The organism is Yersinia frederiksenii ATCC 33641, from assembly GCF_000754805.1.
GTDB classification, from domain to species: Bacteria; Pseudomonadota; Gammaproteobacteria; order Enterobacterales; family Enterobacteriaceae; genus Yersinia; species Yersinia frederiksenii.
Genome location: NZ_KN150731.1, coordinates 2271836 through 2291325, shown reverse-complemented (window position 1 = coordinate 2291325; position 19490 = coordinate 2271836). Strand labels below are relative to the sequence as shown.

Here is a 19490-nt window from a genome sequence, read left to right as displayed (position 1 = left end):
AAATATAAATAACAAACGGTTTGTTATTTAATTTGTTTTGCGAATAAGTAATAATAAAGAATTAACGAATACCGAGATTTATCTAGCGAGTTATTCTATGTTGAGATAACAAAAATAGAGATTATTAGTAATGAGTTAGCATGAAAATAAGGCTTGGTAATGATTGGTGCCGGGAGAAAAGAAGCAATTCATGAAACATGCCTAAGCGGTTTGTCTGGTCGTTCTCCCTGTCATACTCCAAGCATTTCTCGCCTTTTATCTGCCTTGGTTTCGATAAAACGGCATTTTAAGTAAAAAAACATTTTACTGAGCGCCCGTTTTAGGGGATAAACAGCCCAAATTTATTATTCAGGAGCGGTGATGAGCCAACTCTTACTGGGGACACAAAGCCTTGAGCTTGAGCGTTTTCCCCCTCAAGAAAATTCCAATACCTTACAGGCATGGGAAGCAGCAGATGAATATCTGCTACAAAACATTGACTTAAGCGAAATCGACGGCCGTCCGGTGCTGGTATTTAATGATCAGTTTGGTACGCTGGCTTGTGCGTTACACGCTCATCGTCCATTTAGTGTCAGTGACTCCTATATGAGCCAATTGGCCACGGCGCACAATTTGCGTTTAAACCATCTGGATGAAGACGCCGTGACATTGCTAAGCAGTATGGATGCCTTGCCGCAAGCACCTAAGCTGGTGGTGATTAAGATCCCTAAAGCCTTAGCACTGTTAGAGCATCAATTACATGCTTTGCGCCGGGTCGTTGCACCCGACACTGTGATTATTGCCGGTGCAAAATCCCGTGATGTGCATAATTCGACTCTGCAATTGTTTGAAAAAATTTTGGGGCCGACCAAAACCACACTGGCATGGAAAAAAGCGCGCCTGATTCACTGTGAAGTGGCCGATATCCCAGCAACAGAGGCCCCGCAAACCACTGACTGGCCACTGGCCAATACCGAGTATGTTATCCATAACCACGCGAATGTATTTTCGCGTAATAATCTGGATATCGGCGCGCGTTTCTTTATGGAAATCCTGCCCTATGATGTGACCGGTAAAATAGCCGATTTGGGCTGCGGTAATGGTGTGGTGGGTTTAATTGCGCTGGAGCAAAACCCACTGGCAGAAATGCTGTTTGTCGATGAGTCATATATGGCAGTAGCATCTAGTGAGCTGAATATCACTTATAACCGCCCACAAGATTTGTCGCGCTGTGAGTTCATGGTGAGTCATGGTCTGGCGGGTGTTGAACGTGAGAGTCTGCAATTGGTGCTATGTAACCCGCCATTCCATCAACAGCATGCGGTCAGTGACCATGTGGCTTGGCAAATGTTCTGTGATGCCAAGCGCTGCCTGAAAGTGGGTGGTGAACTGATGATTGTCGGGAACCGCCATTTGGACTACTTCCATAAGCTCAAACGTCTGTTTGGCAACTGCGAGACGCTCGATTCCAACCAGAAGTTTATGGTGCTGAAAGCGGTTAAAACCGCGTCATCTCGCTCTGAGGGGGGTGGTTCGGGGAGTTTGGATATGTCGTACAGCGATTTCTAATTATCCTTTCTCTTTGGGGTTGCCGCGGTGTTAGAGCTTGCTACCTTGCTGCAATCCCAATGAATGACAGGGCGTGGTTTCTGCCAGCCCTGTCTCTCCCATCATCAATTATATGATCAGTGCCAGACGCGTCCCTTGATCAATTGCCCGACGTGCATCCAGTTCGGCTGCAATATCAGCACCACCAATCAAATGCACTGTTTTGCCCATCGCCAGTAGTGGCTGATGCAGCTCTCTGCGTGGCTCCTGACCTGCACAGATGATAATGGTATCGACGGGCAGGCAACTGACCTGTTCTGCACGCGTGATATGCAATCCTTCATCATCAATCGCATCATAGCTGACACTGTTGAGCATTTTCACGCCGCGCATCGCCAAACTGGTGCGATGGATCCAGCCGGTGGTTTTACCCAAGCCTTCTCCGACCTTGCTGGTTTTTCGCTGCAATAGAAAAATCTGCCGTGGTGAGGGATGCACTTTTGGCCCTTCTGGTGATAAACCGCCACGATGAGCCAAGTGTTGATCAATGCCCCATTCACGGCTGAATGCGCAGCTGTCCAGACTACTGGAATCACCGGATTGACTGAGATATTCCGCGGTATCAAAGCCAATTCCGCCGGCACCAATAATGGCGACTCGTTCACCAACTGGTTTTTTATCGCGTAGGACATCCAGATAAGTCAGCACTTTCGGATGCTCAATACCTTGGATGTCCGGTAAGCGGGGTTGAATACCGCATGCGAGGATCACTTCATCAAAATCAGCCAGTTGCGATGCCTGCACGGAGGTATTGAGCCGTTGGTTAACACCATGAAGCACCAATTGACGGCGGAAATAGCGCAGCGTTTCGTTGAACTCTTCCTTACCGGGGATCTGTTTCGCAATATTAAATTGGCCACCAATATCTGCGGCGGCATCAAATAGTGTCACCTGATGGCCGCGGCTAGCAGCGGTGATGGCAAAAGCCAAACCAGCAGGACCAGAGCCGACCACGGCTAATCGTTTGGGAAACTCAGTCGGCAATATCGGCATTTCAGTTTCACGGCAAGCCCGTGGATTAACCAGGCAGGATGTCAATTTGCCATCGAAAATCTGGTCCAGACAAGCTTGATTACAGCCAATGCAGGTGTTGATTTCATCAGCCCGATTCTGTGCTGCCTTTTGCACAAATGCCGCATCGGCGAGAAACGGACGCGCCATCGACACCATATCCGCACAGCCGTCAGCCAATACTTGCTCGGCGACTGTAGGGTCATTAATCCGGTTGGTGGTAATCAGCGGTATACGGACTTTGCCCATCAATTTGCGGGTCACCCAACTGAATCCGGCACGTGGCACCATGGTGGCGATGGTCGGAATTCGTGCCTCATGCCAGCCAATGCCAGTGTTAATCAAGGTGGCCCCGGCCTGTTCTATGGCCAGTGCCAACTGTTCAATTTCATCCCAATTAGAGCCTTCTTCCACCAGATCAAGCATAGAAAGGCGGTAAATCAAGATAAAATCAGGCCCAGTTGCTTGCCGAACTGCCCGGACAATCTCTACCGCAAAGCGCATACGGTGGGTAAAATCGCCACCCCATTCGTCCTGGCGCTGGTTAGTTCGGGCCGCCAGGAATTGATTAATCAGATAACCTTCTGAACCCATAATCTCGACACCATCGTAGCCGGCAAGTTTTGCCAGTTGGGCACAGTGGGCAAAGTCGGCAATGGTTTGCAGCACTTCATCGCCGCTTAATGCCTGTGGGGTAAAGGGGTTGATGGGGGCTTGCAGTGCTGAAGGGGCGACGGGGTGTTTTTGATAGCTGTAGCGGCCAGCATGAAGAATTTGCAGCGCGATTTTTCCGCCTGCACGATGTACCGCGTCAGTGACTATTTGATGGTGCGGTACTGATGCCGCATCATTTAGCACGGATGCACCTTGATAGACGACACCCTGGTTATTAGGCGCGATGCCACCGGTGACAATCAGGCCGACACCCCCAGCAGCTCTTTCGGCATAGAACACAGCCAAACGCTGTGGGCCATCTGGTAATTCTTCCAATCCAGTATGCATCGACCCCATTAAGACGCGATTTTTCAGGGTGGTAAAGCCAAGATCAAGGGGGGCGAGCAGGTGAGGGTACGCTAACATTGCAGTCTCCAATATTGTTATTTCTCTGCCGCCCTGACGAGATTAAGCCAAGTGGTCGGATGAGATTTTTTATTCAAATTTAGACGCTGCAGTGCAGCTTGGGAAATCACAATGTGCTGATTGTGATAGCCGTCATGAATATGACATGAGCAGAGGGAGAGAGATTTTGCAGTATTGAACGAAGAGAATATCTATGCAGGACATATTCCCTCCGTTTATCAGAATGATGGGCTATTAATCACCAAATACCCGCAGGCGGTGGCCATCAGGGTCTAACGCCACAAAGGTATAGCCAAAATCCATCTGTAAAGGTCTTTGTAGGATAGGTAACCCGCGCTGTTGCCAGTCATCATATAAAGATTGCACCGCCGCTTTGTCTGCCAAGGCAAAAGCCACTTCAGCACCCCCACCGCTGGCTGTCGCGGCCGGTTCGACGGTATGTTTGGACCAGAGCCCCAGCATTACGCCGGAATCCAGAGCAAACATGGCAAAAGTGGGGTGTAACTCCACCGGTTCTTTGGCGAGGAGGTCACCATAAAATGCAGCACTTTTGGTCGGACTATCAACGTATAAGATGATGAAATTTGGATCTGTCATAGTTTTACCCCAATATAATCAGATGGATACTCAGTGTGTTCGCTTAATATTGCTTAGCTGAGTTCTATCCTAACGGGGCCTACTGACAGTTTCTGTCAGTAGTGATTGGTGAGAGATTAAAATTTTTTGTTTTTAAGATGTCGATAGATTTTAAGATTGAGATAGTTTTGGTGATGCGAGCTACAGCGATTGATCCTCTATACCCTCGGCTTCACGCCACTGTTTTAATAACAAGTGCCGGCGCTGGGGATAGCGCAGTTCAGTCAGAGTGATGGCACTGATGCGGTCTGCACGAAAATTACGGATGGTTTGGCGCAGTTCACACCAGGCGATCACCACGCGCACTTGTTCAAAAAAACCAATGGCAAATGGCCAGATACGGCGGCTAGATTCAACACCTTTCAGATCCCGATAACTAATATCAACCTTCCGCTCGCTGCGGATGGCGCGGCGCAATGTTGGCAGTGCCAGCTCACTATCAGGCATATGCCCCACTGGGCCTATCAATAGTGTCGAGGCATCGAGTTCATCGCGTAAATCTGCAGGTAACACTGCGGCAATTTTGGCCAAAGCATTATGTGCCGCTGCACTTAACTGTGAGTCACCACGATGGCTGACCCAGCGTGATCCTAGAACCAGAGCTTCAATCTCCTCTTCGGAAAACATCAATGGCGGTAGCATAAAGCCAGGGCGCAGCACATACCCCAATCCAGGTTCACCTGTAATATCAGCCCCTTGTTGCTGTAGAGTTGCAATATCGCGATAAAGTGTCCGCACACTGATAGCCAGTTCATCCGCCAACGCTGCGCCGGTAACCGGATAACGATGGCGGCGTAGAATTTGAATCAAATCAAGCAGGCGTTGACTACGGGACATAACGTATCTCATCGAAGGATAAAACCTGACTATATACTCTTCATGCTTGAAATTGCAGGGGCTAAAGAGCTACTGGCTTTTTTCTCTGTTGCTGGAAATACCTTCTCTGAACCTAGCATGGCATAAGAATTCCAAACCAATAGGAGAATATAGTATTAAGCTAAGCCGGAAATATAACAAAGAACTGAATGGTAGTATTAAATTAAGTCGGCAGTTTTATAAATCTGCTAGCACCATTAATCGATAGCTCAGTGTAAATAACAAAATTAGCGGAAGTAGGTTTGATAGGAATATAAATTAAATCGACTATTTAGTATCGGTTTTTTAATAACCATGACTGAATTTAACATAGCCCATCGCTATTTTTAGAGAATAAATGAGAGCATTATTCTGAGAACACAGTGATTGTTGGCGGAGTGAGTGTTAATAATGGGTTATAACATGAAAGTATTTACATGTAAGCGGTACCGTGAACAGAGATACCGCTCAGGGTAGGGAGTTATGAATTACGTTTATATAAGCTCGCGACCATAAAGCAGCTAAATGAACTGAATAACATTTCAATTCCGACCAATGTCGTTACCATCGTGATTGACATTAATGGCCCAGCACTAACTAGCAAATAGGTGATGACCAGATCAAGCACGCCCAGCAAAATTTGCAGCCATGCGCCAGGCAATCCCCAAGTTCTAAAACCGGTGATTAGCCGCATCACCCCACCAAAGGCAAACAGGACACCAAGCACAATAGCTAGACTTATCATCCCAACAGTAGGATTGCTAATGAATACATATCCCATCACTATATATGCCACACCCAGCAAAATACCGGTGGCCATTGGCCAGAGATTATGAGAACGGTTACTTATCATCCCGACTATCATCGCAATACCGCTAAGTAGCAGTAGAATACCGATGATCATGCTCAAGGCCGCACCGGATGCCAGCGGGTTAATCAGGCAAAAAATCCCACCTAATAGCAGTAAAATAGCAATGACTTGCATAATAAGTCGTTGTTTTTTTAAGGTTCCTTCATCAAGGCCCATAAGGTATTTCCGATCTATATTCAGCATGACGATGACTCCTGTATTGTCTGAACTCAATTATCGATAACTCTCATGAGTATAGGTTGCATCATTAATATATAAATAAAATTTATGATATTCAAATGATTAGACAGTGGAATATTTCTTGTACATGAGGTGGAAACACAGCATGGTAATGGGATGATAAATTTTTATTAAAATGCCAATAAAAGCGGAATTATAGGGGAAATGAAATGGACTGCCGTGTACTGGAAATCCTGCAATATACGTTGAAACCGGGGAGTGGCGCTGAATTTCATCAAATCATGCGAGAAATTAGTATTCCCTTACATGCCAGGGAGGGGATTGACGTTGTTGCTTATGGAAATTCGCTCCATGATCCAGATGCTTATTACCTGATGCGCGCCTTTGATAACCAAGAGGCACTGGCAAATGCTGAGGCGCGTTTTTACAGCTGCGATGGATGGCTTTCTGGGCCGAGAATGGCCATCATTGAACGGATTGAAAATAGCCTAAAATCGGTGATATCTATGCCGACAGCCACTATTGATGCTTTAAGGCAAAGTCAGTGAGATTATTCCCTCTTTTCTGAATACGTTTTCGACGGATAACGTATTTGATCACAGTCACTTATATTAATAATCTCTCCAATTAATACAATCACTCAAGTGAAAATGACTAGTCAATGATTGAACGAAAATTATTGGTTATACAGCGACGAATAAATGGACTTTGGTAGTAAATAATATGAAAAACATCTGTCTATAAAAAAGATATATTTATATTTATGGTGGCACAATTTCTTATCAGTGCTAACTTTTTATTATCACGTGAAATCATAATGGTTCTGTGCCGGCATTTTTTTTAAATGGCTAAATTAATTCAATAATAATCTTACCTTTTATAGTTATTTGATTTCACTGACTTTTAATTGAAATTTTTTCCTCAATTAGGATAGGGGCTGGAAATGACTAGAAAATCTGTGGATGAATACCGTTCGGCGTTACTGGATTCTCGTTTTGGTTCCCAAGCGATTCGTAATATGACGGAAGATAAAAAATTTCCTAAAGAAGAGATGCGCGAAGATATTGCTTTTCAAATCATCAGTGACGAGCTATTTCTCGATGGTAATGCGCGACAAAACCTCGCGACATTTTGTCAGACGTGGGATGACGATAACGTCCACAAACTGATGGACCTTTCGATAAATAAAAACTGGATTGATAAAGAGGAATATCCACAGTCGGCGGCGATAGATTTGCGCTGCGTAAACATGATGGCGGATCTCTGGAATGCACCTAAGTCAAAGGATGGACGAGGAGTTGGAACGAATACCATAGGTTCTTCTGAAGCTTGCATGCTGGGCGGCATGGCCATGAAATGGCGCTGGCGCAAGAAAATGGAAGCGGCGGGAAAACCGACAAATAAGCCTAATTTTGTCTGTGGACCGGTACAAGTCTGTTGGCATAAATTTGCTCGTTACTGGGATGTAGAAATGCGCGAAATCCCAATGGCTCCAGGGCAATTATTTATGGATCCGCAGCGTATGGTGGATGCCTGTGACGAAAACACTATTGGCGTAGTGCCCACTTTCGGTGTGACTTATACCGGCAACTATGAGTTCCCTAAACCGCTGCATGATGCATTGGATAAGTTGCACAAAGAAAAAGGCCTTGATATCGATATGCATATCGATGCGGCGAGTGGCGGCTTCTTAGCCCCCTTTGTTGCGCCTGATATCGAGTGGGATTTCCGTTTACCACGTGTGAAATCAATCAGTTCGTCTGGACACAAATTCGGTTTAGCCCCCTTAGGTTGCGGTTGGGTTATTTGGCGTGATGCTGCGGCTTTGCCTGAAGAATTGATATTTAATGTTGATTATCTCGGCGGCCAGGTCGGCACCTTTGCTATTAACTTCTCGCGTCCGGCGGGGCAGGTTATCTCCCAATATTACGAATTTATTCGCCTAGGCCGTGAAGGTTATACCAAGGTACAAAGTGCCTGTTATCAAGTGGCGGAATTTCTGGCAAAAGAAATTGCTCCGCTGGGGCCATATGAGTTTTATTGTAGTGGCGGCCCCTATGAGGGAATTCCTGCAATATGTTTCCGTGTTAAAGAGGGCGCAAAAACGGGCTATACCCTCTATGACCTTTCTGAACGTTTAAGACTACGTGGCTGGCAAGTCCCGGCATTTACCCTGAGTGGTGGCATGTCCGATGTGGTGGTTATGCGCATTATGTGCCGTCGTGGATTCGAAATGGACTTTGCCGCACTGTTATTAGACGATTTTAAATCATCACTGAAATACCTCAGTGAACATCCATCCCTTGGCGGCGAGGCTAGCCAGAATAGTTTTAGTCATACCTAAGACGGTTGTTTCTTATTCTGATTATGAGCCTTTAAAACAAGGCGGCGTCATGCCGTGAATAAGGTGGATAAACTATGTCAAATACTGCCTCAAGTACCGCCAAGAAAGCCGTCCCGGTAAAAAAACTAGGTATCGCAACATTGGCGATTATGAATATCGTGGCTGTCGTTAGCCTCAGGGGATTACCCGCTGAGGCTGAATATGGCTTGAGTTCAATCTTCTACTACCTTTTTGCTGCGGTATTTTTCTTAATTCCGGTGTCGTTGGTTGCGGCGGAATTGGCCACTGGTTGGCCTGAAAAAGGTGGGGTGTTTCGCTGGGTTGGCGAGGCCTTTGGTCCACGTCTGGCCTTTCTTGCCATGTTTATGTTGTGGATTGAGGTCACCGTTTGGTTCCCTACCGCACTGACATTTGCCGCAGTCTCACTGGCTTTTATTGGCCCTGAACAACGCTGGGATGAGGCCCTATCTGCCAATAAATTCTTTGTGTTAGGAATAGTGCTATTTATTTATTGGTTAGCCACCTTTATTGCCTTTAAAGGGGTGGAGACATTCGCCAAAGTTTCAAAATGGGGCGGTATTATAGGGACTATTATTCCGGCGATCATTTTGATTGTATTAGGATTTGCATATCTATTTGGCGGTGGAGCACCACAAATTGAATTGAGCTGGGGTCAGGTCATACCGGATTTTACCAATTTCGATAACGTGGTACTGGCAGCCAGTATTTTCTTGTTCTATGCCGGTATGGAGATGAATGCCATCCATGTTAAGGACGTGGATAATCCCAACAGAAATTACCCGCTCGCCATTATGTTATCAGCCGTGGGAACGGTGCTTATTTTCGTATTAGGGACTCTGGCTATCGCCTTTATTATTCCTCAGTCGGATATTAGCCTGACGCAAAGCTTGTTAGTCGCTTATGACGCGATGTTTAAGTGGGCTGGTCTGGAATGGTTGGGGCCGATTGTCGCCTTTGCATTGGCTATTGGGGTATTAGCGGGGGTAGTGACCTGGGTCGCAGGCCCATCTTCTGGTTTGCTGGTTGTGGCTAAAGCGGGTTATTTACCGCGCTGGTGGCAACATACTAATCAGAATGGTATGGCGACACATATCCTATTGTTACAGGCATTATTGGTGACTCTGCTGGCCATTCTGTTTGTAGTTTTACCTTCGGTACAGGCGGCATATCAAATAATGAGCCAATTGACCGTTATTTTGTATCTCATCATGTACATGCTGATGTTTGGTTCGGCAATTTACCTGCGTTACAGTCAGCCGAATCGGCCACGTCCGTACCATATTCCCGGTGGCACTATTGGGATGTGGATTATTGGTGGGGCCGGGTTGCTTGGCTCTATTCTGGCTTTCGTCTTTAGCTTTATTCCACCCAGCCAAATCTCGGTCGGTAGTCCAACGGAATATGTTGGCATTTTGATCGCCACCACCTTGTTCTTTGTTGTCCTGCCATTCTTGATTTACCTTGTGCGCAAACCTCACTGGCGTGATGAAAACAGTGATTTTGCCCCCTTTACTTGGCAAGCAGAGAATGGACACCCTGGATTGCAAAATTTATCGGCAGCCCATACCAGTGACGTGACGGCATCTGTTGCCACGAAATCCCCGGCAGCGGATATACCAAAAAATTAATTTCCTTCCTTTCTCTAAGCAGGGTGGCTTTAGCCCCCTGCTCAATGACATTAAGTGTTGGAGTCAGTGTTATGACTATTGACTTAGCTCATTTGAATCAAACAGTTAAGAATGCTTATTCGCAATACTCCACCCTTTCAGGGGGGGAGAATGCCAGTTATATTCCCTATCTGGCCAGTGTTCCCAGCCAACTTGCTGCGGTGGCAATTGTTACTGTCGATGGCGATATTATCTCGCAAGGTGATGCTGATTTTCGCTTTGCCTTAGAGTCTATTTCGAAAGTGTGTTCTCTCGCGTTGGCCTTAGAAGATATTGGCCCACAAGAGGTGCAGGACAAGATTGGTGCCGATCCTACCGGCTTGCCGTTTAACTCGGTCATCGCGTTGGAGTTACACAATGGCAAGCCACTGTCGCCATTGGTTAATGCGGGCGCAATGTCTACGGTCAGTGTGATTAAGGCCAGTGATCGAGAAAATCGTTGGGCGCGCATTCTGGATATCCAACAGAAACTTGCAGGTGCGCCGATTTCACTTTCAGATGAAGTTAACCATTCAGAACAAACCACCAATTTTCATAATCGTGCTATTGCCTGGCTACTCTATTCTGCACAAGCGATGTATTGCGATCCGATGGAAGCTTGCGACGTCTATACCCGTCAGTGCTCAACCTTGTTCAATACGATTGAATTGGCAACGATGGGAGCAACTTTTGCGGCCAATGGCATCAATCCGGTGACTAAAAAGCAAGTGCTAACGGCCTCAAACATGCCATATATTTTGGCTGAGATGACAATGGAAGGGCTGTACGGCAGTTCGGGCGATTGGGCATATACCGTCGGTTTACCGGGGAAAAGTGGTGTCGGTGGCGGTATTTTAGCTGTAGTTCCAGGGGTTATGGGAATTGCCGCATTCTCGCCACCACTAGATCCGGTTGGCAATAGCGTGCGTGGGCAAAAAATGGTGGCTTCGATTGCCCAACAGTTGGGATATAACCTGTATAAAAGCCGTTAATCACAGATTTTAGCTGATTAAATAAATAATCTGGCCCTGTCGTACTGGGCCAGATTATCTGGATCTTGCGATAAAAAATTAGCTTAAATCGATATTTTTATGCCCAAAAAACCAGGTCAGAATAAAGCCAGCGATATACGAAATCAGCAGGCCGGCGATATAAACCAGCATCCCGGCAAAGATCCCCTGTGCTGATGTCATCAGCGGAATCGACACTAAACCTGATGGACCAAATACCGTATTCAGGCCAACCGGAAGCCCCAGCCAAGCGACAAGCCCAATAAAGAAGCCACCGACCGCTCCACCCACACAGGCGGTAATAAAGGGCTTCAAGCGCGGTAACGTCACACCATAGATAAGTGGCTCGCCAATCCCCAATAGCCCAGGGAAGATGGCACCTTTAATTTGCGTGCGCAGGACAGAGCCTTTGGGCGAGCGCGCATAAAGTGCCAGTGCAGCCCCTACTTGACCGGCACCCGCCATCGCCAGAATAGGGAATAATGAGTTAAATCCTTGCGCATCCATTAAAGCAAAATAGACCGGAACAAATCCTTGATGGATACCGAATACCACGGCAATTAGGAACAACCCTGCCAGAATTGCGGTGCCGAAAGGGTTACCATTCAAATGCATAAATAGCCAAGACATGCCCTTAAACAGTTCGCCACCCAAAGGCATAATAACCACAAAGGTCATTGCACCTGTAATCAGCAAAGTGATTGTCGATGTTAGGATCATATCCAGATTATCAGGAATAAAACGCCGTACTTGCCGTTCAATCCATGCACCCGCCATACAGGCCAACAGCACGCCAATAATATTGCCACGCGGATCAATGACTAGGCCGAAGAAGTTGTCCATCCCGGCGTAATAGCCGACGGTCCCCTCTGGCACGTAGCGTAAAATAAATAACGACGCAATAATCGCGCCGTTGACTCCGGTCCCGCCAAAGGCTTTCTGGGTATTAAAACCGATTAGGATACTCAGGAAAGTAAATAAACCGATGCTGAACACTTTCATGTAAGCAATCAGTCCCACTAACCACGAGGATGGCGTTACACCTTCTAATATCAGGGTTTGCTGAAGCAGCGTCGCTATCCCCAGCAGTAACCCTGCGGCAATGAAGCCCGGAATAAGCGGGGTAAAAATGGTGGCAAATTTGGTCAGAAAATTATGAACGGCACTCTTCTGTTTCGCTTTCATCTGCTGTTTTGTTTGGCTTGCCAGCACTTGCAGGTCAACATCATCAGCACTGTCTGGCGGTGGTTCAGCACTCAGAACCTTATTCATCATTTCGCTGGCAGTCTGGGCTTTGCCCGGCCCAAGGATGATTTGCAGTTGGTCGTCGCCATTGACCACCCCCATGACCCCAGGAATTTTCTTCAGGTCTTCATGCTGTATAAGCTGACGATCTCTTAAGGTGAGACGCAGCCTCGTCATACAGTTTCCACAGACGATGATATTTTTACTCCCACCAATGAAGAGTAAAATCTGTTCTATCGTAGAGCCGGTTATTTTCGCCATAGTTATACTTTAATCTCCTGCCGTGCTTTACGGATAAACCCTTTATTCTTGTTTAGGATCGCACCCGCCTCCTTGGCAGACATACCACTTAATATCATCATAATGGCTGTTTTGCAGTGGCGGTTGCATTCATTGAGCGCGTCTTGCGCCTCAGCGGGGGAACACTCAGTTGCCTGGACAACAATATCGACCTGGCGTTGGACTAATTTGGCATTTGTCGCCTCGACATCGACCATCAAGTTGCTATAAACCTTACCGCTGCGGATCATGGCGCCTGTCGTCAACATGTTCAGAATTAATTTCTGTGCGGTGCCCGCTTTCATCCGTGATGAACCCGTGACAACTTCCGGGCCGACCAGTGGCTCGATGGCAATATCTGCCGCTTGGCTCATTTCGCTATCCTGATTGCAGGAAATAGCTGCCACGGTCGCGCCCACTCCGCGCGCATAAGCCATTGCTCCGAGGACATAAGGTGTGCGTCCGCTGGCTGCAATGCCTACGAGCACATCACGGGCATTAAAGTGAAGGTTACGTAAGTCTTGCTCACCCATTTCACGGCTATCTTCGGCATTTTCAACCGCCTGTAGGATAGCGGTATTTCCGCCAGCAATTAGGCCGACCACCATTTCTCGTGGTGTACCATAAGTGGGTGGGCATTCACTAGCATCTAAAATTCCTAATCGCCCAGAGGTGCCTGCCCCGCAATAAATTAATCTGCCGCCATTTGCGAAAGCCTCGGCAATAAGATCAACCGCCTTGGCTATTTCAGGAAGTTTCTCCTCCACCGCAAAAGGGACTTTTTTATCCTCGTTGTTGATCACCATGAGCATATCCAGCGTTGAAAGTGTGTCAATTTGAGAACTGGCAGGGTTGCGACTTTCCGTAACCATTGAGCTTAGATTAATCTTCATCGGGACTTCCTTTTATTTAAATTATCGGCGATGTTAAGTAATTATTTATTTATTAAACGTGATGTTTATCACGGTAAAATCTATTCTAAGCACGAGTGGTTAGAGGAATAAGCACCGATAAAAATCAACAAATAAAAAATTAATTTTCATCATATTTATGCAGTTACATCAGATTCATAAAGATGCGGGTGCTGGAATAATCTAATATCTTTTACAGGGAAAACTTAATGTCGATTCTGAATGAAATAACCTGGTTACTGCCGGAACTGGCAGAAAACCAACAAAAAATAGCGAAATTCATTCTTGATAATCCGCAATCTATACTCAGCATATCCTCCTCTCAGTTTGCAGACGAGGCAGGAGTCAGCCAGTCAGCAATCGTTAAATTTAGTCAAAAGATAGGAATGAAAGGTTTTCCTGCCCTGAAACTTGCCATCAGTGAGGAACTAAGCCGGAATAACTTATTTAAATCTTATCCACATAAAGCTTTGCATAATGCTATTTCATCTGAAGATTCACTGATGGTAATGGCACAAAAACTTGCGCATGAGAAGACGGCATCCATTATGGAGACAACTCGGAAGATAAATTTTTCAGTTTTCCAGCATATTGTGTCTCTTATTAATACCGCCCAGCGGGTACAAATAGTTGGGATATGGGGCTCAGGACTTACAGCAAAAGACCTGAGTTACAAACTACAGAAGATAGGTATAGTGACTCTTGTTGAGGCCGACCTTCATGTTCAGATAGCGGCTGCTCTCACTCTGACGCCTAAAGATGTGCAGATTGTTTTGTCATTCACCGGCAGAAGGAAGGATATGAGAATTGCTGCAACAATGGCAAAAGCCCAAGGGGCAACCGTGATAGCGATTACGGGTAGCAAAGTCTCTCCACTGGCTAAAATTGCAGATTATGTTCTTGAAAGTATTTCTGATGAAAATGAGTGGCGCAGCTCTTCAATCTCTTCGCGTACGGCTCAAAATACCCTGACAGACCTGATTTTTCTGGCATTGATGCAGTTGCGACAGGAAATGGCTAAGCCATTGATTTTAAATGCAAGCATGACTATCAATAATTTAGATGACTGATGTAAACAGCCATTGGTTAACCTAATTTTAGGCAATGAAGGTAATATATTTTAATTATCTCATTGCCATGTTCCCTTTACATAGTGTCCATTTTGTAAGAAGCTTCCTACAATATCAGGCGACGGGTGGATATTAAATAGTTACATTTGGAAAAAGTTAATAATAAGTATTCCTGATATTGAAAAGTTATTCCTTACCTTATCGCCTTTTGCATCAGGCTTCTGCAAATGAATGTAAAAAAAAGGAATAATAATATTCCTTTTCGTGAGAAATAACGAATCAATCAACTGTGATAATTATCACTTTATTACATGAACTAAAAAGTAAAATCCCCCGGCAAACGTAAATAACGGAGGAATTAATGAAAATAATTACACCCGCGATTCTCTTGTTTAGTAGTTGTGCTTACGCAGATGTTATTCCAGACTCACAACTTAAAGAGATGTGGTTATCACCTCAAACATCCGCTGAGAAAATCCTCTCTACCATGAGTTTTGAAGAAAAACTGGGGCAAATATTGATGGTGGATATTCGTTCATGGAGCAATGATAACAACGATGTTAAAAAGCCTTTTATTGAAATCAATACTGCCGTCAGTAAAATGATTCACGATTATCATTTGGGCTCCATTATTCTTTTTAGAGAAAACTTGATTGACACTCCACAGACAGTTGAATTAATTAATAATCTACAGCGTGCACGGAGTAACTTCCCGCTATTTATCAGTACTGATCAGGAAGGGGGATATGTTACCCGATTACGAGTCGGTACTGAAATGCCAGGAAATATGGCGCTAGGTGCGACAGGATCAGCAAAATTAGCGCAACAAGCTGGAAGTATCCATGGTTACGAATTATCCAGTCTTGGCTTTAATTTTAACTTTGGTCCTGTAGTCGATGTGAATAATAACCAGAATAACCCTGTTATTGGTGTTCGTTCTTATTCCAACGATCCTGTACTGGTGGGGGAGTTGGCACGCAGTTATATCAGTGGTATTCATAAATCTAATGTGCTGACTTCGCTCAAACATTTTCCTGGCCATGGTAATGTCACCTCAGACACCCATTTTGCGCTTCCGACCGTCAATATTGATAAAGCTGCATGGCAACAGGTAGAACTGAAGCCATTTATTGAAGTTATGCCTGTCACTGATGCAATTATGACGGCTCATATTGTAGTTCCCGCTCTCGATAACTCCATGCTGACGAATATTAAAGGCGAGAAAATTGGTACCCCAGCTACATTATCAGAGCCGATTTTAACCGGCATTTTGCGTAACCAGCTTAAGTATGATGGTTTGATTTTAACTGATGCGATGGATATGGGGGCTATTACAGGTAATTTTGACAGAAATTGGTCTATCAAACAGGCGATTATAGCGGGAAATGATATTGTTTTAATGCCAATGGAAATAAAAAATAGCGCCAGTGTTAAGCAACTCAATGCGCTTTACCGTTATTTAAAAGCAGAAGCGATAAATGATCCTGTGCTTAAACAGCGTATTGAAGATGCAGCCCAACGAGTTATTTATACCAAACTCAATAAGCGTATTTCTCCGGAGCCTCATGAAGTTGCTATCGCTGAAAAGATTGTTGCATCGAAAAACCACAAAGATATTGAGAATTTCATCTCTGAACAGGCTATTACGCTGATTAAAAATGATAATATTTTGCCTTACCACATTAAGCCACATAACAATATAATAGTATTCTCTGATGAAAAACCACGTAACGAACTCATTGCAAAGCATCTCTATGAGATTGCAGAAAAATTTAATGTTATTTTCGATGTTAAAAATGAAGTCGTTAAGCTGGATAAAGATGATATTACTCTTGAAGATATAGCTAAGCAGATTAAAGGTCAGAATCTTATTATTCTTGCTACTTATAATCTCAAGCTTAATCCTGTCAATGCACAGCGGATTATCGATGTGGCAAATAAAGAAAATATTCCTTTGGTTGTTATATCCAGCAGAAATCCTTACGACATTGCCTATTTATCTAATGTTAAAGCTAATATTGCAATTTATGGTATCACTGGGTTTGATGTCACCAACAATGTACGTAATAGTCTGGAAACCAACATCCGCAGTGGACTACGCACTCTATTCCAGGGGCCGAAAGGAAAATTAGATATTCTGGCGGAGCCTCATGGGAAATTACCAGTAGATATTAGAACGCCAGATAATAGTCAAATACTCTATCCGCGTGGTTATGGATTAACAATGTTATAAACTTCATGGAAGGCCAAAATGAATATAGTAAAAGGACTTGTGGTATTTAGCGCCATAACGATGTGCATGCCTGTATTTGCAGATGAGTTTGAAACTGATTATGATCAGGAAATTATTAAATTAAATAAACGAATCCAGCAGATAGAACAAGAAAAAAAAGTAGCACAAGATAAATTAAAACAAAAAACGTGGAATTTTGACACCTATATAGGTGCAGAACAAGAAATAGACAGTGATGAAAGCTGGAAGTTTATTAAAGGAAGTATGGCAACATCGCCTTATGTCGGTGCCTATATTTACCAGAATGAATCACTATGGCTATATGATGTTCAGTTCTTAAAAACATATTTGGATAATAATCCAGAGTATGACCGTACACGTTGGCAGGCAGGAGTAACCAGAACCTTTCCTTTCACCTATGATGGTAAGAGCGGTAATACAAAATTACGCTTTGGTTATCGTAATGATAACTGGCATTTTGCATCAATTAATAATCCAGCCCTAGCTGAACCAGAATATAAGGGAGATATCCGCAAAGGTGAAGAGCGACATGAGATCTGGATTAGGCCACAGGCATACTATAAATACTCAGAAAACCTGAGTTTTAATGCTAGCTTATCATTTCGTTTGATCGACCGTAAGTTGGATTATGCCCGTGCAAAAGGGAACTATGGTGTATATAAACGAGACTGGAGCCAAATCAATGAGCATTTTGCGGGTGCAAATTTCACCTTTAACCAGAAGAATTCACTCTGGCTAAACTATTTATATATTGATGAGCAATTGGTTAATACTCTGTATAACAAAGAGCATTTCTTATGGGGTATTTATCGTTATAAATTCGACAGTGGCTTGCTACTTATGCCTTATACACGTTTGGCTCTGGTCAAGGGGACCCAGAGTTTCCGTGACTCAAATAATCATGAAACCCTGTATAAGGAAAAAAATCGTAGCCGCTATGGTTTACAGGTACTCTATCCGCTGACAAAGCAGACTTCAATATTTGCAGATACCTATTACCGTCCAGAGCAAACATGGACAAATAACAATAAGACCAGCAACAACTTTTGGTTCTGGGCAGTGGAATTAAGGCATAACTTCTGATACCAAGTAAGTTGTATCAGAGTATTCATTCATTTAATAGTGAGAGATAAGGAATGAGATATTTCCTGAAAATATTATTATGTCTGTATTCATTTTTTATGGTCAATGCCAGTTATGCTGAAGTATCGCAAAAAATTATTTTAGGTGTCGATCAGGAAAATGTTTATGGGCCGCAGCTTAAAAATAAGCGAGTGGGCTTAATGGTAAACCAAAGTTCTATTAACAGAGAAGGGCGTCATACCATCGACAAACTGTTATCTGAGCAGGATAAATTCCATTTTACTGTAACAACGTTATTTTCCGTTGAGCATGGTATACGCGGAAATGTAGATGCTGGGCTAGGTGATGATAATCATATTGATAAGCAGAGTGGCCTCCCTATTATTTCTTTGTATGGGCGGGATAAAGATGGGCGGGTGCGAGCACATCCGACCGAGACTCAATTATCTGATGTCGATATCGTTATTTATGATTTGCAGGATGTTGGTGTCCGCTATTTTACCTATACCATATCCATGCATCATATGCTGGAAAGCCTGCAAAAGTACCATAAACAATTTATGGTGTTCGACAGGCCTAACCCACTCGGTAATTATGTCTATGGACCTATTCTTGCAGAAGAGAATATCTCAGGTATAGGGATGCATCCTGTGCCTATGGTGCATGGACTGACGTCGGGAGAATTTGCCCAGATGATAGTCAATGAGGGCTGGTTAACACATTTCGATGATGCCAGTTGGAAAGCTGTTGGCGTCAAAGCTTATCAGTTTCCGCCAAAGGATTTGACGGTTATTGCCATGGGGAATTATACCCATGAGTCACCTTATTCATTGCCGGTAAGACCTTCTCCAAATTTACGCAGTGACCTGGCTATTCATCTTTATCCTTCTTTAGGAATATTTGAAGCCACCAGTGTCAATATGGGCCGAGGGTCAGACCATCCTTTTGAACAATTGGGGTTTCCATCCAAGAAGTTTTATATCAATACCTGCTATGACGTTGATATTAAACAGCAGAAAACAGGATGGCCGCAAGCCGGTAAAGAGGTCTGTGGCGAGAGATTTTCGGCAACTGAGATGACCGATATGCAACCGACGATACGTTATTTTGTCGAATGGTGGTTCAAATTTAAAGATGCGGGCTATCCAATGGTTATCTCGCCACAGAAGGAAGCAGATTATCTGGATTATCAGGAGGAGTACTTTTTAATCCGCCCGCTATGGCTCGCTAAATTAACGGGTACACGCAATCTGGTTAAATTAATGGAAGAAGCAACAGAAAGGAAATTATCCATAGATGAAACAGTGAATTACCTGGAATCTAACTGGCAGCCCGGTATTGATAATTATTTAAAACTACGCGAGAAATATAAGCTCTATCCTTAAACCTATTATTCTTCTATGACGA

The 19490-nt window shown here is 44.3% G+C and carries 15 protein-coding genes; 9 read left to right on the top strand and 6 right to left on the bottom strand.

Features of this window, described 5'->3' with window-relative positions; genetic code table 11:
- Positions 1 to 360: 360 nt before the first annotated feature.
- Positions 361 to 1548: a 23S rRNA (guanine(1835)-N(2))-methyltransferase RlmG gene (gene rlmG, locus DJ58_RS11585; RefSeq protein ID WP_032911244.1), complete on the top strand. Its 1188-nt coding sequence runs from the start codon at positions 361 to 363 to the stop codon at positions 1546 to 1548.
- Positions 1549 to 1656: 108 nt separating this feature from the next.
- Here rlmG and DJ58_RS11590 read toward each other — a convergent pair whose 3' ends face one another.
- The 4 genes from DJ58_RS11590 to DJ58_RS11605 form a co-directional block, all read right to left on the bottom strand.
- Positions 1657 to 3678: an NADPH-dependent 2,4-dienoyl-CoA reductase gene (locus DJ58_RS11590; RefSeq protein ID WP_004709825.1), complete on the bottom strand. Its 2022-nt coding sequence runs from the start codon at positions 3676 to 3678 to the stop codon at positions 1657 to 1659.
- 234 nt (positions 3679 to 3912) lie between these two features.
- The gene (locus DJ58_RS11595) at positions 3913 to 4275 is read right to left on the bottom strand and encodes a VOC family protein (RefSeq protein WP_032911243.1); all 363 of its coding nucleotides are present in this window, start codon (positions 4273 to 4275) and stop codon (positions 3913 to 3915) included.
- Between the two features lie 180 nt (positions 4276 to 4455).
- On the bottom strand, positions 4456 to 5151 hold the full coding sequence (locus DJ58_RS11600) for a helix-turn-helix transcriptional regulator (RefSeq protein WP_004709821.1): 696 nt from the start codon (positions 5149 to 5151) through the stop codon (positions 4456 to 4458).
- Positions 5152 to 5650: 499 nt separating this feature from the next.
- Positions 5651 to 6223 carry an HdeD family acid-resistance protein gene (locus DJ58_RS11605; RefSeq protein WP_032911242.1) on the bottom strand — a complete coding sequence of 191 codons (573 nt, stop codon included), beginning with the start codon at positions 6221 to 6223 and terminating at the stop codon, positions 5651 to 5653.
- A gap of 206 nt (positions 6224 to 6429) precedes the next feature.
- Between DJ58_RS11605 and DJ58_RS11610 the strand changes: the two genes are divergently transcribed.
- The 4 genes from DJ58_RS11610 to glsA all read left to right on the top strand — a co-directional run bounded on the left by DJ58_RS11610 (position 6430) and on the right by glsA (position 11223).
- The gene (locus tag DJ58_RS11610) at positions 6430 to 6768 is read left to right on the top strand and encodes an NIPSNAP family protein (protein ID WP_004709817.1); all 339 of its coding nucleotides are present in this window, start codon (positions 6430 to 6432) and stop codon (positions 6766 to 6768) included.
- Positions 6769 to 7163: 395 nt separating this feature from the next.
- Positions 7164 to 8564: a glutamate decarboxylase gene (gene gad / locus DJ58_RS11615; protein ID WP_032911241.1), complete on the top strand. Its 1401-nt coding sequence runs from the start codon at positions 7164 to 7166 to the stop codon at positions 8562 to 8564.
- A gap of 74 nt (positions 8565 to 8638) precedes the next feature.
- Positions 8639 to 10213, top strand: a complete 1575-nt coding sequence (gadC, locus tag DJ58_RS11620) for a glutamine/gamma-aminobutyrate antiporter GadC (protein WP_004709814.1) — start codon at positions 8639 to 8641, stop codon at positions 10211 to 10213.
- 71 nt (positions 10214 to 10284) lie between these two features.
- Entirely contained in the window at positions 10285 to 11223 is a 939-nt protein-coding gene (gene glsA, locus DJ58_RS11625) for a glutaminase A (protein WP_032911239.1), read from the top strand.
- Between the two features lie 78 nt (positions 11224 to 11301).
- On the opposite strand, the gene murP is transcribed toward glsA, so the two are convergent.
- The gene (gene murP, locus DJ58_RS11630; protein WP_004709810.1) at positions 11302 to 12747 is read right to left on the bottom strand and encodes a PTS N-acetylmuramic acid transporter subunit IIBC; all 1446 of its coding nucleotides are present in this window, start codon (positions 12745 to 12747) and stop codon (positions 11302 to 11304) included.
- Positions 12748 to 12749: 2 nt separating this feature from the next.
- The gene (gene murQ / locus DJ58_RS11635; protein WP_032911238.1) at positions 12750 to 13658 is read right to left on the bottom strand and encodes an N-acetylmuramic acid 6-phosphate etherase; all 909 of its coding nucleotides are present in this window, start codon (positions 13656 to 13658) and stop codon (positions 12750 to 12752) included.
- Positions 13659 to 13885: 227 nt separating this feature from the next.
- Between murQ and DJ58_RS11640 the strand changes: the two genes are divergently transcribed.
- The 4 genes from DJ58_RS11640 to DJ58_RS11655 all read left to right on the top strand — a co-directional run bounded on the left by DJ58_RS11640 (position 13886) and on the right by DJ58_RS11655 (position 19468).
- Positions 13886 to 14746 (top strand): SIS domain-containing protein, encoded by an 861-nt coding sequence (locus DJ58_RS11640; protein ID WP_004709807.1) that lies wholly within the window; start codon positions 13886 to 13888, stop codon positions 14744 to 14746.
- Positions 14747 to 15107: 361 nt separating this feature from the next.
- Positions 15108 to 16979 (top strand): glycoside hydrolase family 3 protein, encoded by a 1872-nt coding sequence (locus DJ58_RS11645; protein ID WP_004709805.1) that lies wholly within the window; start codon positions 15108 to 15110, stop codon positions 16977 to 16979.
- An 18-nt stretch (positions 16980 to 16997) separates the two neighbouring features.
- Positions 16998 to 18083 carry a hypothetical protein gene (locus DJ58_RS11650; RefSeq protein WP_032911237.1) on the top strand — a complete coding sequence of 362 codons (1086 nt, stop codon included), beginning with the start codon at positions 16998 to 17000 and terminating at the stop codon, positions 18081 to 18083.
- Positions 18084 to 18136: 53 nt separating this feature from the next.
- Positions 18137 to 19468 (top strand): exo-beta-N-acetylmuramidase NamZ family protein, encoded by a 1332-nt coding sequence (locus tag DJ58_RS11655; protein ID WP_004709801.1) that lies wholly within the window; start codon positions 18137 to 18139, stop codon positions 19466 to 19468.
- The last annotated feature ends 22 nt before the right edge of the window (positions 19469 to 19490 follow it).